Genomic DNA, 17,016 nt, shown 5'->3' on the forward strand with positions numbered 1-17,016 from the left:
CTCCTTCGCGAGCCGGGCCGGCCGCCGTTGTTCCGGGGGGTGTTCGGGGTGCTCCGGGGCCGAAACCGTTCGAACACGGCGGGCTCCGAACCGAACAAGGCGTCAACTTCCGACCCGTGTTACCTGACTACCTGTCCGTTGCGGGCGTGTTCACCGGGCCCCGATGCTGTCGGGCAGTCATCGTCCGACCGGTCAGGCGGGCGGCAGGGGCACGGCGGGTGAAGGGGGCCGGATGGCCATCCAGAGCGGGGACGCGGCGGGTGCGGACGCGGACGGAAGAGGCGGCGGTGCGGTCAACCGCCTGAAGGCGGACTCGGTCGGGCTGGTGGGCGTCGTCTTCATGGCGATCGCCACCGCCGCCCCGATCACCGCGATGACCGGCAACCTGCCGATCATCGTCGGCCAGGGGAACGGCGTGGGAGCCCCCGCCGCGTACATCTTCGCGACGCTGGTGCTCACCGTGTTCTCGGTGGGGTACGTGGCGATGGCGCGGCACATCACCGCGGCCGGCGCGTTCTACGGGTACATCTCGCACGGGCTGGGCCGGGTCGCCGGGATGGCCTCGGGGCTGCTGGCGGTGCTCGCGTACGTCGTCTTCGAGGCATCGATCATCGGCTTCTTCGCGTACTCGCTGCGCGGACTGGTGAAGTCGCAGCTGGGCCTGGACGCGGGCTGGGGCTGGTACGCGCTGTTCGGGCTGCTGGCCATCGCGGTGATGGCCTGGTTCGACCTGCACCTGACCGCCCGGGTGCTCGGCGTCGCACTGGTGCTGGAGATCACCGTGCTGAGCGCCGTCTCGCTGGCGGTGCTGTTCACCGGCGGCGGGCCGGACGGCTTCGCCGCCGAGGCGGTCAACCCGCTGAACGCCTTCCACGGGGTGGGCGGTTCGGGCGCCGCGGCGGCCGGCCTCGGGCTGTTCTTCGCGTTCTGGTCCTGGGTGGGCTTCGAGTCGACCGCGATGTACGGCGAGGAGTCCCGCGACCCCAAGCGGGTGGTGCCGCGGGCGACGCTGATCTCGGTGGTCGGGGTGGGCCTGTTCTACGTCTTCGTGTCGTGGATGATCGTGGCCGGCAACGGGGTCGGCCACGCGGTGGACGTCGCCAACGGGCTGGTGCCGGGCAAGGACGGCAACAACCTCTTCTTCGACCCGCTGGGAGCGCACCTCGGCGCCTGGGCGGTGAAGGTCTTCCAGTGGCTGGTGGTGACCGGGTCCTTCGCCTGTGCGATGGCCTTCCACCAGTGCGCCTCCCGGTACCTGTACGCCATCGGCCGGGAGGGGTTCATCCACCCGGCACTGGGCCGCACCCACCCGCGGCACGGTTCGCCGTACATCGCCTCGCTGGTCCAGTCGGTGATCGCGGTCGGGCTGGTCCTGGCCTTCCTGGCGGCCGGGATGGACCCGTACGTGCACCTGTACACGCTGCTGGCGCTGCTCGGGACGATGGCGATCCTGATCGTGCAGACGCTCTGCTCGTTCGCCGTGGTCGGGTACTTCCACGTACAGGGGAAGCACCCGGAGACCAGGCACTGGCTCCGGACGCTGGTCGCGCCGGTGGTCGGCGGGGTGGCGATGGCGGGCGTGGTGGTGCTGCTGGTGATCAACAAGGACACCGCGGCCGGGGCCGCCGCCGACACGCTGCTCTTCCGGCTGATCCCGTACCTGGTGATCGGCACGTTCGTGGGCGGGATCGGGCTGGCGCTCTACATGAGGAGCCGGCGGCCGGAACGGTACGCCCGGATGGGGCGGATCATCCTGGAGGACACCGGGGAGCGTCCGCAGGCCCCCGTCGGCGTCTGATCGGCGTTCTCCGGTTCACGGCTTCCGGTCCGCTGTCGCAGACCCGCCGTGCCTGATGGGCCGTCAGTAGCGGCTGCCCGCCCGTCCGTTCAGAACCGGTGGGCGGGCAGCCCGCTGTGCGCGGCGGTCAGCAGCTGGTGCACCCGGTGCCCGAACTCCTCGGCGTCGCGGGCGGGTTCGGCGAAGACCAGGCGGACGTCGCGATGGCCGTCCGGGTGGTCCAGGCGGAGCACGAGGCCGTACCGGTCGAGCGCGAGCGGGCGGATCTTCGGCCGCCCGGCGAGGAGTTGGGGGTCGAGCAGCCGGGTCAGCACGGCGATCGCGTCGCGGTGGTCGTCCGCGAGATGGGTGAGCAGGTCGGCCTCGAGGCGGGCGAGCGGGTCGGGGGAGGCGAGGGCGAGGTCGGCGCCGGTGAGCGCGCTGGTGCCGTACGGGGTGGCGAGGACGGCGTGGGCGACGTCCAGGTGCAGGTGGACGCTGACGCCGTCGTCGGCAAGGTGGGCGAGGCGGAGGCGGCCGGCCAGGGTGAGGCGTCCGCGGACCCGGTCGCGGACGGCGACCGGGGCGACGTCGGTGAGGTCCAGCACGACGGCGAGGCCGTCCGGCTCGCCGGTCGCCGCGAGGGTGAGCGGCGAGTCGAGCGGGGCGTTCAGGCGCAGCCGGGACCCGTGCACCGCGACCGGGGTGTCGAGGTCGTGGTGCTCGCCGCAGGCGCGGATCACCACCGAGGAGGTGGCGTCGAGCAGGCTGCAGACCCGTTCGGCGGCGGTGGGCTCGGAGACCTCGACGTCGGCGGGGACGGGACTCATGGCGACCTCCAGTGAGTTAGGTGAGCCTAACCTAATGAGTTTGCCGGGTGAGGGCAAGGTGAGGGCGGGATTCCGGAGGGGGTCCGTCGTGGCGCGGTGCCGGGCGGCGCCGGACGCGGGAGGGCCCGGACGGTCGGCCGTCCGGGCCCTCCGCGGGTGCGCGGGCGGTCAGCCGATCACGGCCTGCGCGTCGATCTCGACCAGCATCGGCTCCTGCGGCAGCTCGACGAAGACCGTGGTGCGGCAGGGCTTCACGCCGCCCGGCTTGATGTTCTCCGCGATGAACTCGGCGTAGACCTCGTTCATCAGCGGGAAGTCGGCCCGCTTGGCGAGGTAGACGCGGAACATCACCACGTCCTCGACGGTGGCGCCGCCGGCCTCGACGATCGCCTTGACGTTCTCCAGCGTCCGCCGGGTCTGCGCCTTCACGTCGCCGCGGTGGAGGTACTCGCCGGTTGCCGGGTCCTGCGGACCCTGGCCGGAGACCTGGAGGATCGGGCCCTTCCGGACGCCCTGGGAGAACATCCAGGCCGGGGCGGGGGCGCCGTCGGTGCGGATCTCGGTCTTCTGGTGGAGGTCGGGGTGCTCGCTCATGCGTTTCCTATCGCTCGTGCGTCGCCCTTGTCGGGGCGGGTGTCAGGCGGGGACGGGTACCGGGGCTGACCGGGGCTCCCGGTCCGCAGCCGGTCGGGGGCCGGCCGGGGGCGTGTCCGGCACCAGGGCGTCCGGCGGGTGCTACGGCGTCTGCCCGCAGTCGGCGGAGACGGCGCGGGTGGTGGCGAGCAGCTGCGGCAGCAGCTCCAGCACCTGTTCGTAGGGGAGGACGATGTCCGGGACGGAGATCGAGGCGGCCGCGACGACGCGCCCGCCGGCGTCCAGAATCGGCGCGGCGACGCAGTTGATGAACGCCTCGTGCTCGGCGTGGTCCTGCGCCCAGCCCTGGACGGCGACCTTCTCCAGCTCGGCCAGCAGGGCCTCGGGGGTGGTCAGCGTCCGGGCGGTGTGCGGGGTGAAGTCGATGCCGGCCACCACGCGGCGCCGCTCGGGCACCGGCAGGTCGGCCAGCAGCACCTTGGAGACCGCCGCGCTGTGCAGCGCCGCGCGCAGGCCGATCCGCGAGTACATGCGCACCGGGTGGCGCGAGTCGTACTTGTCGATGTAGACCACCTCGCCGCCCTCGTACGCGGCCAGGTGCACGGTCTGGCCGGTGGCGGCGTTCAGCTCGGCCAGGTGCGGGGCGGCGATCCGGCGGATGCCGCGCTGTTCCAGGGCGAGACCGGAGAGGGCGAAGAGGCCGGCGCCCAGGTGGTAGCGGTACGCCGGGTCGCGGTAGACGAAACGTTCCTCTTCGAGGCTCTGGAGCAGCCGCAGCACCGTGGTCTTGTGCACGCCGAGCACCTCGGCGAGCTGGTCCAGGGAGCGCTCGCCCTCGCCGAGCTCGGCGAGGATGCGCAGGGCGCGGGTGACGGTCTGGCTCATGGTGCTCCAAGGGCCGGGGAGGGGGCCGGTCGAGGGTCGGTGGCCGGGCGGGGGCGTGCGGCGGTGCCCGCCGCCGGGCCCGCGATTGTCGGCTGAGTCGCTGCCGTCGTCGACAGGGCTGCTGCTGTCGCCGGCAGGGACTCCGTCGCCGACGGGCCGCCTCCCGCCGGCAGGGGTGCGGTCGCCGAGAGGACCGCGATGGCCGGCAGGGCGGGGGACACGATGCCGTCCGCCGACACGCGGGTCGCCGCCCAGTCCTCGGCGGAGGCCGCCAGCAGGGCGTCGACCGCGGGCGCCGGGGGCAGCTCGGCCTGGTCGCCGTGGGCGGTCAGCGCGCAGGCGGCGCTGAGGTGGCCGAGCCGCAGCCGACGGCGCTGGTCCAGGCCGCGCAGGGTGCCCGCCAGGTAGCCGGCCGCGAAGGCGTCGCCCGCGCCGGTCGCCTCGACCACCTCGACGGCCAGGGCCGGTTCGCTGACGGCCGTGCCGTCCCGCTCCAGCGCGGTGACCACCCGGGCGGCGTCCTTGACCACCACGGTCGCCGGGGAGGGGAAGCGGCGGCGCAGCGCCTGCGGGTCGCCGGTGCCGAAGGCGGCCTGCGCCTCGTCGGCCCCGAGCAGCAGCACGTCGGCGGCGTCCAGCAGCGGCGGCAGCACGGCCGGATCGCGGTCGCGCCAGAGGGCCGGGCGCCAGTTGAGGTCGAAGCTGACCAGCCGGCCCGGGCGGCGCTCGGCGAGCAGGGCGCGCAGCAGGGCCAGGCAGTCGTCGGAGAGGGCGGCGGTGATGCCGGACAGGTGCAGCAGCCGGGCGCCGGCCAGCAGCCGGGCGGCGGACGGGTCCGCCAGCAGGGCGGGGGAGAGCGCGGCGGCGGCCGAGCCGCGGCGGTGGTAGTGCAGCCGGCTGCGCCCGGGCCCGAGGTCGTGGTGGCGGCCCGTGCTGCCGCCGACCTCCTTGAGGTAGAGGCCGGTCGGGCGGTGCGGGTCGACGGCGACCGCGGAGACGTCCACCCCGCGGGCGGCGACGTCGGCGAGCAGGCGGCGGCCGAAGCCGTCGTCGCCGACCCGGCTGATCCACGCGCTCGGCACGCCGAGGGCGGCCAGCGCGCCCGCCACGTTGGACTCGGCGCCGCCGACCGAGAGCCGGAAGTTCTCCACCGATTCCAGCGGGCCCGGCCGGTCCGGCAGCAGCACCGCCATCGACTCGCCGACACAGACCGCCGTCGCAGGTGTGGGCTGTGCGGTGCCCGAGCTCGCGGCGGTGTCCTGTCGGGGCATCTGCTGGGCTCCTCGCGTGCTGCGGCCGGCCGTTCCGTTGACCTTGGTCCGGCGCCGATGCTAGAACCGTGACGCCAGCATGTGCAACCCTCATTGCACATGTTGCAACCTGGCAGATGGAGGAAGATCGTGGACCGGACCGTGGACCAGACCAACGCAGGCGCAGCCGCCGGCACCTTCGCGAGCGCCGGCACCGGGCCGGCGATCGACACCGGCAAGGTGGCGGCCCTCGCCGACGAGGTGCTCGACTGGCGGTTCAAGGCGCTGCCGCCCGCCGCCTGGGGCCTCAGCGCCCGCGACTACCTCGCCACCGGGCCCACCCTCGCGGGGCTCGGCACCCCGCTGCTGACCCTGGACGCCGCCGCCGTCGGCCACAACGTCCGGACCATGGCCGACTGGTGCGCCAAGGCCGGCGTCGCCCTCGCCCCGCACGGCAAGACGACGATGGCGCCGGCGCTCTGGCAGGCGCAGCTCGACGCCGGCAGCCACGGCATCACGCTGGCCAACCTGCCGCAGGTCCGCGTCGCGCGGGCGTTCGGCGTGCAGCGGATCCTGCTCGCCAACACCCTGCTCGACCCGGCCGGGCTCGGCTGGCTCGCCGCCGAACTGACCGCCGACCCCGCGTTCGCCTTCGTCTCCTGGGTCGACTCCGCCGAGAGCGTCCGGCTGATGGACGAGGCGCTGCGGGCGGCCGGCGCCGAACGCCCGGTCGAGGTGCTGGTCGAACTCGGCGGCCCCGGCGGGCGCACCGGCGCCCGGGGCGTCGACGCGGCGGTCGAGGTCGCCGCCGCGGTGCTGCGCGCGCCCACCCTGCGGCTGGCCGGCATCGGCGGGTACGAGGGCGCGCTGGCCCACGACGCCGGCGCGGAAGGGCTGGCGACCGTCCGCGGCTACCTGCGGGACCTCGCCGAGCTGCACCGGCGGCTCGCCACCGCCTACTCCGACGCCGCCGCGCCGCTGGTCACCGCCGGCGGCAGCGCCTACTTCGACCTGGTGACGGAGGAGCTGAACGCCCTCCCGGACGCCTTCGTGGTCCTCCGCTCGGGCGCGTACATCGCCCACGACGACGGCTTCTACCGCGGGATCTCGCCGCTCGTACGCGGCGCGGGCGACGCGCCGTTCCGCGGCGCGCTGCACGGCTGGGCCCAGGTGGTCTCCCGGCCGGAGCCGCAACTCGCCCTGCTGGACGCCGGCAAGCGCGACCTGCCGTTCGACGAGGGCATGCCCGAGCCGCAACTGGTCCGGGGCGGCGCCGATCTGACCGGTACGGCGGCCCGGATCACCGCCCTCAACGACCAGCACGCCTTCCTCCGCGACGCCGGCGACCTCGCCCCGGTCGGCGCCGTGCTGCGTCTCGGCATCTCGCACCCCTGCACCGCCTTCGACAAGTGGACGCTGATCCCGGTGCTGGACGACGCCTCCGCGGCCGAGCCGAAGGTCACCGGCCTGGTCAGGACGTTCTTCTGATGGAGGCCGGCCCTCCGGCGGACGCCGGCCCGCTCGTGTTCAAGGGCGCCACCGTCGTCGACGGCACCGGCGCCGACCGGTACCGGGCCGACGTCCGGGTCGACCGCGGGCTGATCACCGGGATCGGCCGAGGCCTCGGCGCCGTACGGGAGGTGGACGCCGACGGGTTGGTGCTGGCCCCCGGGTTCATCGACATGCACGCCCACTCCGACCTCGCCCTGCTGCTCGAACCCGAGCACCCGGCCAAGGTCACCCAGGGCGTCACCTGCGAGGTCCTCGGCCAGGACGGCCTGTCGTACGCGCCGGTCGACGACACCACGCTGCCCGCGCTGCGCCGCCAGATCGCCGGCTGGAACGGGGACCCGGAGGGTTTCGACTGGGACTGGCGCACGGTCGGGGAGTACCTGGACCGTCTCGACCGGACGGGCGTCGGGGTCAACGCCTGCTACCTGGTCCCGCACGGCTCGCTGCGGATGCTCGCCGTGGGCTGGGAGAACCGGGCGCCGCGACCGGCCGAACTCGACCGGATGCGCGCACTGTTGGCGGAGGGGCTGCGGCAGGGCGCGGTCGGGATGTCGAGCGGCCTCACCTACACGCCGGGGATGTACGCCGGAACCGCCGAACTGGTCGAGCTCTGCCGGGTGGTCGCGCAGTACGGCGGCTTCCACGCGCCGCACCAACGCTCCTACGGGGCGGGGGCGTTGGAGGGCTACGCCGAAATGGTGGAGATCGCCCGGCGGTCCGGCTGCCCGGTCCACCTGACCCACGCCACCATGAACTTCGGCGTCAACCAGGGGCGGGCCGGCGAACTGCTCGACCTGGTCGACCGGGCACTCGCCGACGGCGTCGACCTCACCCTGGACAGCTACCCGTACCTGCCCGGGTCCACCACCCTGGCCGCCCTGCTGCCCGGCTGGGCCACCGAGGGCGGCCCGCAGGCGACCCTGGCCCGGCTCGGTGAGGCGGACGCGTGCGAGCGCATCCGGTACGAGGTGGAGGAGAAGGGCAGCGACGGCTGCCACGGGGTCGTCACCGACTGGGCGACCATCCAGCTCTCCGGCGTCCGGGACCCCGCGCTGGCGGGTGCCGTCGGGCGGACCGTCGCCGAACTCGCCGCCGAGCAGGGCCGGAGCGGGACGGAGGTCTTCCTCGACCTGCTGCGCCGGGACGAACTGGCCACCACCATCCTCCAGCACGTCGGCCACGAGGAGAACGTCCGGGCGATCATGCGCCACCGCGCGCACACCGTCGGCAGCGACGGCCTGCTGGTCGGCGCCCGGCCGCACCCCCGCGCCTGGGGCACCTTCCCCCGGTATCTGGCGCGCTACAGCCGGGAGTCGGGTGTGCTCACGCTGGAGGAGGCGGTCGCCCGGATGACCGGCCGTCCCGCCGCCCGGCTCGGGCTTGACCGGCGCGGCCTGATCGCCCCCGGCCACCACGCCGACCTGGTGCTCTTCGACCCCGCAACGGTCCGCGACACCGCCACCTTCGAACAACCCCGGCGGCCCGCCGCAGGCATCGAGCACGTCTACGTCAACGGCACCGCCGTCGTCCGGCAGGGCCGAACCACGGGCGCCCGGCCCGGGCGCGCCCTGCGCCGAACCGATCGAGGGACCCGAGCCGCATGAACCCCACGCCTTCCGTCCTTGCCCGCATGCGCGCCGTGCTGGCCTCCTCGCCCGTCATCGCGGTGGTCCGCGCCCCCCGCATACCGGATGCGGTCGCGCTCTGTGCCGCGCTCGCCGAGGGGGGCATCAACCTGACCGAATTCACCTACACCACACCGGATGTGACGGACCATCTGCAACGTGCCGCGCGGAAGGGCTGGCGGGTCGGGGTCGGCACCGTGCTGACGGCGGAGCAGGCCGAGCGGGCGCTCGCCGTCGGTGCCTCGTTCCTGGTCACCCCCGGGCTCCGGCCCGAGGTGGCGGAGTGCGCGCACGCCGCCAGGATGCCCGTGGTGCTCGGCGCGCTCACGCCGACCGAGGTGCTCCAGGCCACCGAACTCGGCGCCGCCGCGGTCAAGATCTTCCCGGCCCGGGCGTTCGGCCCTGGTTACTTCAAGGACCTCCGCGGCCCGTACCCGGACGTCCCGCTGGTCGCCTCCGGCGGCGTCAACGCGGGCAACGCCGGTGAGTTCCTGGCGCACGGCGCGGCCGCGGTGTGCGCCGGGACGGACGTGGTGGCGCCGGACGTCGTGGCGGCCGGCGACTGGGCCGAGATCACCCGCCGGGCGAAGGCGTTCACCGAGGCGTGCGGGGCGCGGGGCTGACGGTGGTCGGCCCGGCCGGGCGGCGGCTGGGCGGCGGCTGGGCGGCCGGGCGGCCGGGTGCGGCGGGCGGTGGTCGGTGGTCGGCCGGGTGCGGTGGTCGGCGGTTGGGTGTCGGGTGCGGTGGTCGGTGGTTGGGCGCCGTGCGGCAGGGCCGGCGGGTCGGGCCCGAGTGGGTACGTGGGCTGTCGGGACGGCCGGGATTGGACGAGAATCGGTGGCCCCGGCCCCCGGTACCCGGCAGGAGGATCCATCCCATGACCTCGACCCGCCCCGGCCCCGACTGGCTCGCCGACGCAGTCCTCTACCAGATCTACCCGCAGACGTTCGCCGACTCCGACGGCGACGGCGTCGGGGACTTCGCGGGCATCGCCGAGCACCTCGACCACCTCGCCTGGCTCGGCGTCGACACGGTCTGGCTCAACCCCTGTTTCGCCTCGCCGTTCCGCGACGCCGGCTACGACATCAGCGACTACCTCGCGCCCGCTCCGCGCTACGGCGCCACCGAGGACTTCGCGGCGCTCGTCGAGGCCGCGGGCCGCCGGGGCATCCGGCTCCTCCTCGACCTGGTCGCCGGCCACACCTCCGACCGCCACCCGTGGTTCGTGGCCGCCGCCGAGGACCCGTCCGACCACCGCTACATCTGGTCCGACCGCCCGGCCGACGGCTTCGTCGCCTCGCCCGGCAGCCGGCCCGGCTGGTACCGGCCGAACTTCTTCGACTGCCAGCCCGCGCTCAACTTCGGCTATGCGCGCACCCGTTCCGACCAGCCCTGGCGCCAGCCGGTCGACGCCGAAGGCCCGCGCGCCAACCGCGCCGCACTGCGCGAGATCATGGCGCACTGGCTCGGCCTCGGCGTGGCCGGCTTCCGCGTGGACATGGCCTCCTCGCTGGTCAAGGACGATCCGGGGTTCACCGAGACGGCCAAGCTCTGGACCGGGCTGCGCGACTGGCTCGACCGCGCCCACCCGCAGGCCGCCCTGTTCGCCGAGTGGGGTGACCCGGCGACCGCCGTCGCGGCCGGCTTCCACGCCGACTTCTTCCTCCAGTTCGGCGGCGCCGACCACGGCCTGCCGCTGCGCTCGCTCTGGAACAACAACGCCGGCACGGTGGAGGAGTACTGGAAGCAGGGTCCCTGCTACTTCGAGGCCGAGGGCCGCGGCACCCCGCAGGTCTTCCTGGACGCCTGGCGCTCCGCCGCCGAACTCACCGAGGGCGCCGGGTACATCGCCCTCCCCACCGCCAACCACGACTTCTCCCGGCTGGCCACCGGCCCGCGCACCGCCGAGCAGCTCGCCCCCGCCTTCGCCCTCCTGTTCACCTGGCCCACCCTGCCCGCCGTCTACTACGGCGACGAGATCGGCATGCGGTACGTGCCGGGCCTGCCCGACGTCGAGGGCAGCGTGCTCGGCCCGCACTACAACCGGGCCGGCTCGCGCACCCCGATGCAGTGGGCGCCCGGGCCGAACGCCGGTTTCTCCGGCGCCCCGGCCGAGCGGCTGTACCTGCCCGTCGACCCCGACCCGCACCGCCCCGACGTCGCCACCCAGCGGGCCGACCCGACCTCGCTGCTGCACACCGTCCGCCGTCTCATCGCGCTGCGCCGGGCCCACCCGGGGCTGGGGGCCGAGGGCGCGGTGGACGTCCGGCACGCCGGGTATCCGCTGGTGTACACCCGGGCGGGCCGGTACCTGGTGGCCGTCAACCCGCGGCGGGAGCCGGGCACGGTACCGCTCGGGCCGCCCGCGGCGCTGCTCGGGCCGGGTGCGGCGGGGGCCGGGCCGGTCGTCGCGCGGCCGCTGGAGGTGCACGGGGTGCGGGTGACGGACGGGGAGCTGCGGGCGGAGGGCTTCTCGTACGGGGTGTTCGAGCTGGGGTGATGCCGTTCCGGGGTGATGCCGTTCGAGGGTGATGCCGTTCGAGGGTGACGGCGCCCTGGGGCCCGTCGTGGGCTGACGATGTCCCGGCGGGCTCCTGTCCCGGGCTGACGGCGTCCTGGTGCCGCCCCGGGCTGACGGCGATGTGGCGGTTGCGGCCTCCTCTGGTTCCTGTGGCTCCCCGTGGTTCTCTCCGGGTTCGAACTGGTTGTACACTGCATCTAGATAGTTGCATTTACCACTCTTTTGGGATCCAGTACCGGAGGACGGAACGAACGCCATGAGCACACCCCGGACCACCGCCGCAGCGCCCGCCCTGGGGCACTCGCTCAAGCACCTCGCCATCCACCTGATCACCCCGCTGCTGATGTGCCTCGGGATGGCCCTCGCCTACCAGGGCGCCTTCCACCAGCCCGAGCCCAACCACCTGAAGGTCGCCGTCGTCGGCACCACCCCGCAGGCGCAGGGCCTTGCGGACGCCGTCCGGGCCAAGGCGGGCCCGGCGCTCGACGTCAGCACGCTGCCCAGTCGTGACGCCGCCGAGCAGCAGCTGCGCGAGCGCGAACTGGTCGGCGCGTTCCTGCCGGACGCCAGGAGCCCCGAGCTGATCGTGGCCAAGGGCGGCTCCGACACCTCCGCGATGGCGGCGGAGGCGGTGTTCCAGAACGTCACCGACAAGCAGGGCGTGCCGTTGCACGTCACCAACCTCACCACCCTGAGCAAGGGCGACCCGACCGGGCAGGGCCTGTTCTTCCTGCTGGTCGCCCTCAGCATCGGTTCCTACGCGAGCGTCGCCGTGATCGGCGCGGCCGGTGCGGCGCTGGGCATGCAGATCCGGGCACTGGTCGGCCTGGCCGTCTCGCTCGTGGTGAGCGTGATCGGGATCGTCACCGCCGGGCCGGTCTTCCACGTCGTCGACCACCATCAGGCCGCCGTCTGGGCCCTCGGCTGGCTCTACTCGGCGGGCATCATCGCGGTCGGCATCGGCCTGCACACCTTCCTCAAGCGGTGGACCACGCTGGCGATGATGGTGCTGTTCGTGATGCTGAACTTCACCACCTCCGGTGGCATCTACCGGCCCGACCTGCAGAACGGGTTCTTCGGCGGCCTGCACTCCTTCTGGACGGGCGCCGGATTCATGGAGGGCGCGCGCAGCATCCTCTACTTCGACGGCGGCGCCGGCCTCGGCCGGCACGTGCTGACCTTGGTGCTCTGGCTGCTGCTCGGCGGCGCGGTGATGGCCGGTGCGGCCCTCCACGAGAACCGCGGGCGGGCGGCGCTGCGGCGGAAGGGCGCGGTCGAGGCCGGGGAGGAGACGGCCGGGGACGAGTCGGCCGAGGGGGAGACGGCCGAGGGGGAGATGGCCGAGGAGGAGATGGAGGAGGCGGTCGCGGTCTGACCGCCCTCCCGGCGAGAGCTCCACCCGGCGCTAAGGGCATCGGCGCCGGGTGGAAACCGGCGGGCCGCGCCGGCCCCGGACAGGCCGGGCGCGGCCCGCAGTACTACTACTGCTACTTGTACGCGGCCTGCCCGGTGAGCGCCTGGCCGATGACCAGGGTGTGGATCTCGCTGGTTCCCTCGTAGGTGAGCACCGACTCCAGGTTGTTGGCGTGCCGGAACGGCGAGTACTCCAGGGAGATCCCGTTGGCGCCGAGGATCGTCCGGCACTCGCGGGCGATGGACAGTGCCTCGCGCACGTTGTTGAGCTTGCCGACGCTGATCTGCTCGGGCCGGATCCGGCCCCCGTCCTTCAGGCGGCCGAGGTGGACGGCGAGCAGTGCGGAGTTCCCGAGCGCGACCGCCATGTCGGCCAACTTCCGCTGGGTGAGCTGAAACCCGCTGATCGGCCGGTCGAACTGGATCCGCGAATCGGCGTACCCGAGGGCGGCCTGGAGCGAGTCCCGGGCGGCGCCGACCACGCCGAACAGGATGCCGAACCGGGCCTCGTTCAGGCAGGAGAGCGGACCGCGCAGCCCCTCGGCCTCCGGCAGCCGGGCGTCGGCCGGCAACCGGACGTCGTCCAGATGGAGTTCGGACGTGACGGAGGCGCGCAGGGACATCTTCTGCTTGATGTCGCGCGTGGTGAAACCGGGGGTGCCGCGCGGGACGAGGAAGCCGCGCACGCCGTTCTCGGTGGCGGCCCAGACGGTGGCGACGTCGGCGATGCCGCCGTTGGTGATCCACATCTTGGAACCGTTGAGCACCCAGTCGTCGCCGTCGCGCACCGCGCGGGTACGCATCCCGGCCGGGTTGCTGCCGAAGTCCGGTTCGGTGAGGCCGAAGCAGCCGATCGCGGTGCCGGCCGCCAGTTGCGGAAGCCACTGCTGCTTCTGTTCCTCCGAGCCCCACCTCCGGATGGAGTACATCGACAGCGAGCCCTGGACCGAGACGAAGCTGCGGAAGCCGGAGTCGGCGGCCTCCAGTTCCAGGCAGGCCAGCCCGTACGAGACGGCGTTGGTGCCGGCGCAGCCGTAGCCGTCCAGGTGCATCCCGAGCAGGCCCAAGGCACCCAGTTCGGGGGCGAGTTCGCGGGCGAAGTGGGCGTTCTCGAACCACTCGCCGAGGTGCGGGCGGACCCGGTCGGCGAGGAACCGGGCGACGGTGCCCTGGATCTCGCGCTCCTCGTCGGTGAGGAGGGAGGAGAAGTCGATCAGGTCGAGCGGGTCGGCAAGGGGCTTGGTCATCGGGATTCCTCGTTTCGGTGGGGGAGCCGGTCGTCCAGCCAGGCGCTGAGCTCGGCGGTGTGTTCGCCGAGTGCCGGCGGGCGGCGCTCGTAGCGCGGGGGCGTGCGGGAGAGGCCGATCGGGTTGGCGACCAGGTCGAGCGGTTCGCCGTCCGGGCCGGACAGGGAGGCGCGCGGCTCCAGGCCCAGGGTGTCGGCGAGTTGGAAGGCTCCGGCCAGGTCGTTGACCGGTCCGCACGGCACGCCGAGCGGCATGAGGAGGGCGAACCACTCGGCGGCGGTCCGGTGCCGGAGACGGTCGGTGAGTTCGGCGGCCAGCGCGTCGATGTGCGCGACACGCTCGGGGTTGGTGGCGAACCGGGCGTCGGCGGCGAGCTCCGGTGCCTCCAACCCCCGGCAGAGTGAGGCGAACTGGCGGTCGTTGCCGACGGCGATCACCAGCGGCCGGTCGGCGGCGGTGAACACCTCGTACGGCGCGATCGACGGATGGCGGTTGCCGAGGATGCCCGGCACCACGCCGGCCAGGGTGTACCCGGCGGACTGGTTGACCAGGCTGGAGAGCAGCGTGGAGAGCAGGTTGACCTCCACCAGCTGGCCCTCACCGGTGGCGTCCCGCTCGCGCAGCGCTGCCAGCACCCCGACGGCGGCGTGCAGTCCGGTCAGGACGTCCACCAGGGCCACCCCGGTCTTCACCGGCACGCCCGGCGCCGGGCCGGTCACGCTCATCAGCCCGCCGACGGCCTGCACCAGCAGGTCGTACCCCGGCAGTGCGGCACCCGCGCCGGGCCCGAAGCCGGTCACCGAGCAGTAGACCAGCCGGGGGTTGAGGGCACGGGCCTCCCGGTGTCCGAGGCCGTGCTTCGCCATCGTGCCGGGCCGGAAGTTCTCCACCAAGACATCGGCCCGGCGGATCAGTTCGACCGCACGGGCGTGGTCGGCGGGGTCGCGCAGGTCGAGGGCGATCGAGCGCTTGTTGCGGTTGACGGAGAGGAAGTAGGTGGCCTCGCCCTGTGCGTGGGGCGGGCCCCAGGCGCGGGTGTCGTCCCCGGTACCCGGCTGCTCGACCTTGACCACGTCCGCGCCCAGGTCGGCGAGGAGCATCGTGGCGTACGGGGCGGCGAGGACGCGGCCGAAGTCGGCCACCAGGACGCCGGCGAGGGGGAGGGCCGCCTGGCCTGCCGGTGCGGCCGGGGTCGTCGGTGCGGTAGGGGTGTCCGGTCCGGTCGGGGACGTCGGTGGGGTAGGGGTTTCCGGTGCGGTCGGGGCCGTCGGTGTGGTCGGGGCTGCCGGTGTGGTCGGGGTTTCGGGTGCTGTGGGGTGCTGCGGATTCACCGGGCACCCCCGGTGGAGGCGCGTACGTACACCGTCCGGGTGGTGGTGAAGAACTGCCGGGCGGCGCTCCCCTGTTCCCTCGGCCCGTAGCCGGACCGTCCGGCCCCACCGAACGGGACGTGCGGATCGGCGCCCGCCGTCTCGGAGTTGATGTGCAGCACGCCCACGTCCAACGTGTCGATCGCGGCGGCCACGTTGTGCAGGTCGTTCGTGAAGACGGCGGCGGCCAGGCCGAACGCGCTGTCGTTGACGAGTCGGAGCGCCTCCCGGTCGTCCCGCGCGCGGCGGACGACCAGGACCGGGCCGAACAACTCCTCGCGCCAGAGCGGGTCGTCGTGCCAGAGCGGTTCGTCCCCGGTCAACTCGACGACCGTGGGCGGGAGATAGGCGCCCGAGGCGAGCGGGCCACCGTACGGGCGGCCGCCCGTCAGTACCTCGGCACCCGGGCGGGCCGCGGCGGCGTCCACCGCGTGCTGGAGCTCGTCGCGCGCCTGGAGCGAGACGACCGGGCCCATGTCGGTGGACGGCTCCAGCGGATCGCCGACCCGCAGTGCTGCCGCCCGGTCCACCACGCGGGCGATCAGCTCGTCCGCCACCGCGTCCGCGACGACCAGCCGCGAGGTCGCCGTGCACTTCTGCCCCGCCGAACGGAACGCCCCGGCCACCACCTCGGCGGCGGCCAGGCCGAGATCGGCGTCCGCGAGCACGGCCGCCGCGTTCTTGCCACCCAGCTCCGTCTGCACCGGTCGGGCCAGCGTGCCGCACGAGGCGATCAGGGCCCGCCCGACGGCCGTCGAGCCGGTGAAGGTGACCGCGTCCACCCCCGGGTGGCCCGCCAGTCGAGCCCCCAACTCGCCGTCCCCGTGGAGCAGTCCCAGCACCCCGCGCGGCAGTCCGGCCTCGACCAGGGTCTCCGCGAGCCGCTGCGCCAGCAGGGGCACCAGGCCGGACGGCTTCCACACGACGGTGTTGCCGAATCCCAGCGCCGGCGCGATCTTCCACGCCGGGATGGCGATCGGGAAGTTGAACGGCGTCACCGCCGCGACCACGCCGACCGGCCGGTGCAGCACCTGGATCTGCTCGCCCGGACGCGGGGAGGCGAACACCTCTCCGGCCGGCCGTGACGCCTCACCCGCGCAGTAACGGAAGACCTCCGCCGCCCGGCGGACCTCCCCGACGCCCTCGGCCCGGGTCTTGCCCTCCTCCCGGGCCAGCTCCTCGCCGTACCACTCGGCCCGTCGGTCCAGCAGCGCGGCCACGTGCGCCAGGACGCCGGCACGGCCGTGGTGCGGCGTCGCCGCCCACCCGGGGAAGGCCTCGCGGGCCGCTGCCACCGCATCGTCCAGATCCCGTGCCTGCGCGAGCCGGCCGGTGGCCACCACCTCCTTCGGCCGTGCCGGGTTGACCGAGAGCAGCTCCCGCCCGCCACCCGCGCGCCAGCGTCCGCCGACCAACTGGCGCAGCCGCTCCACCGGCGGGCTCGGCCGCTTCGCCCGTGGGGCGGCGGGCGCCGTCCCTGCTCCCTGCTCCATGAGGGCCATGGCTCTCCCTGTCGCTCGCCCGGCTTCACCGCCGGGCCTGTCCGCTGGGGTGCGGATCATTCTGGGCGGCAGGAGCCGGTGACGCAGTGGACGGGATGTCCTGCGAAGTGGTGGGTCGGCTGGACGTTTCGTCGGGCGGACGATTCGTGAGGTGCCTTCGGACGCGGTGGCGGCGCGTACTCGCCCGGAGAGGGGTCACCCGGACAGGGGCGGCCCGCCCGGGGGATCTGCCGGGGCACGGCGGTCCGGTGCGGATGACGGCGGTGGCGGGCGTGCTCTGCTGGCAGCTGCGCGTCCGGCGCGGCCTGCTTCGGGACGCCGGTTTCGAGGCTCGGCTTCGAGGTCCGCCGCCGGTTTCGAGGTCGGTTTCGAGGTCCGCCGCCGGTTTCGAGGTCGGTTTCGAGGTCCGCCGCCGGCTTCGAGGTCGGTTTCGAGGCCGCATCGCGGTTCGACGTGCGGTTCGACGTGCGGTTCGACTTCGAGTTCAAGG

At 74.0% G+C, this 17,016-nt stretch carries 13 protein-coding genes; 6 read left to right on the forward strand and 7 right to left on the reverse strand.

Annotated features, from left to right (window positions below; genetic code table 11):
• Nucleotides 1-232: 232 nt before the first annotated feature.
• Nucleotides 233-1,798, forward strand: coding sequence for an APC family permease (locus tag ACFC1F_RS24820; protein ID WP_376161385.1), 1,566 nt, complete (start codon nt 233-235; stop codon nt 1,796-1,798).
• Nucleotides 1,799-1,887: 89 nt separating this feature from the next.
• Here the strand turns inward: ACFC1F_RS24820 and ACFC1F_RS24825 are convergent, their stop codons facing one another.
• From ACFC1F_RS24825 to ACFC1F_RS24840, 4 genes are all read right to left on the reverse strand, one after another.
• Entirely contained in the window at nt 1,888-2,607 is a 720-nt protein-coding gene (locus ACFC1F_RS24825) for a DUF2470 domain-containing protein (RefSeq protein ID WP_376161387.1), read from the reverse strand.
• 168 nt (nt 2,608-2,775) lie between these two features.
• On the reverse strand, nt 2,776-3,201 hold the full coding sequence (locus ACFC1F_RS24830) for a RidA family protein (RefSeq protein WP_376161389.1): 426 nt from the start codon (nt 3,199-3,201) through the stop codon (nt 2,776-2,778).
• A 141-nt stretch (nt 3,202-3,342) separates the two neighbouring features.
• Nucleotides 3,343-4,086 carry an IclR family transcriptional regulator gene (locus tag ACFC1F_RS24835; protein WP_376161391.1) on the reverse strand — a complete coding sequence of 248 codons (744 nt, stop codon included), beginning with the start codon at nt 4,084-4,086 and terminating at the stop codon, nt 3,343-3,345.
• Nucleotides 4,083-5,357 carry a PfkB family carbohydrate kinase gene (locus ACFC1F_RS24840; RefSeq protein ID WP_376161393.1) on the reverse strand — a complete coding sequence of 425 codons (1,275 nt, stop codon included), beginning with the start codon at nt 5,355-5,357 and terminating at the stop codon, nt 4,083-4,085. Before ACFC1F_RS24840 ends, ACFC1F_RS24835 begins: the two co-directional genes overlap by 4 nt.
• A gap of 129 nt (nt 5,358-5,486) precedes the next feature.
• Here ACFC1F_RS24840 and ACFC1F_RS24845 point away from each other — a divergent pair, with 129 nt between their 5' ends.
• The 5 genes from ACFC1F_RS24845 to ACFC1F_RS24865 all read left to right on the forward strand — a co-directional run bounded on the left by ACFC1F_RS24845 (nt 5,487) and on the right by ACFC1F_RS24865 (nt 12,369).
• The gene (locus ACFC1F_RS24845) at nt 5,487-6,824 is read left to right on the forward strand and encodes an amino acid deaminase (RefSeq protein WP_376161395.1); all 1,338 of its coding nucleotides are present in this window, start codon (nt 5,487-5,489) and stop codon (nt 6,822-6,824) included.
• Nucleotides 6,824-8,452 carry an amidohydrolase family protein gene (locus tag ACFC1F_RS24850; protein ID WP_376161397.1) on the forward strand — a complete coding sequence of 543 codons (1,629 nt, stop codon included), beginning with the start codon at nt 6,824-6,826 and terminating at the stop codon, nt 8,450-8,452. The genes ACFC1F_RS24845 and ACFC1F_RS24850 overlap by 1 nt, the downstream gene beginning before the upstream one ends.
• Complete coding sequence (locus tag ACFC1F_RS24855; RefSeq protein ID WP_376161399.1) at nt 8,449-9,096, forward strand: bifunctional 4-hydroxy-2-oxoglutarate aldolase/2-dehydro-3-deoxy-phosphogluconate aldolase; 648 nt, start codon at nt 8,449-8,451, stop codon at nt 9,094-9,096. The genes ACFC1F_RS24850 and ACFC1F_RS24855 overlap by 4 nt, the downstream gene beginning before the upstream one ends.
• A 254-nt stretch (nt 9,097-9,350) precedes the next feature.
• Nucleotides 9,351-10,973, forward strand: coding sequence for an alpha-amylase family glycosyl hydrolase (locus ACFC1F_RS24860; protein WP_376161400.1), 1,623 nt, complete (start codon nt 9,351-9,353; stop codon nt 10,971-10,973).
• Nucleotides 10,974-11,250: 277 nt separating this feature from the next.
• Nucleotides 11,251-12,369, forward strand: a complete 1,119-nt coding sequence (locus ACFC1F_RS24865) for a hypothetical protein (RefSeq protein WP_376161402.1) — start codon at nt 11,251-11,253, stop codon at nt 12,367-12,369.
• Nucleotides 12,370-12,481: 112 nt separating this feature from the next.
• On the opposite strand, the gene ACFC1F_RS24870 is transcribed toward ACFC1F_RS24865, so the two are convergent.
• From ACFC1F_RS24870 to ACFC1F_RS24880, 3 genes are all read right to left on the reverse strand, one after another.
• The gene (locus ACFC1F_RS24870; RefSeq protein ID WP_376161404.1) at nt 12,482-13,654 is read right to left on the reverse strand and encodes an acyl-CoA dehydrogenase family protein; all 1,173 of its coding nucleotides are present in this window, start codon (nt 13,652-13,654) and stop codon (nt 12,482-12,484) included.
• Entirely contained in the window at nt 13,651-14,754 is a 1,104-nt protein-coding gene (locus ACFC1F_RS24875) for a CaiB/BaiF CoA transferase family protein (RefSeq protein ID WP_376161449.1), read from the reverse strand. The genes ACFC1F_RS24870 and ACFC1F_RS24875 overlap by 4 nt, the downstream gene beginning before the upstream one ends.
• A gap of 227 nt (nt 14,755-14,981) precedes the next feature.
• The gene (locus tag ACFC1F_RS24880; RefSeq protein ID WP_376161406.1) at nt 14,982-16,517 is read right to left on the reverse strand and encodes an aldehyde dehydrogenase family protein; all 1,536 of its coding nucleotides are present in this window, start codon (nt 16,515-16,517) and stop codon (nt 14,982-14,984) included.
• Nucleotides 16,518-17,016: the final 499 nt, after the last annotated feature.

The organism is Kitasatospora sp. NPDC056181 (assembly GCF_042266225.1).
GTDB lineage: Bacteria > Actinomycetota > Actinomycetes > Streptomycetales > Streptomycetaceae > Kitasatospora.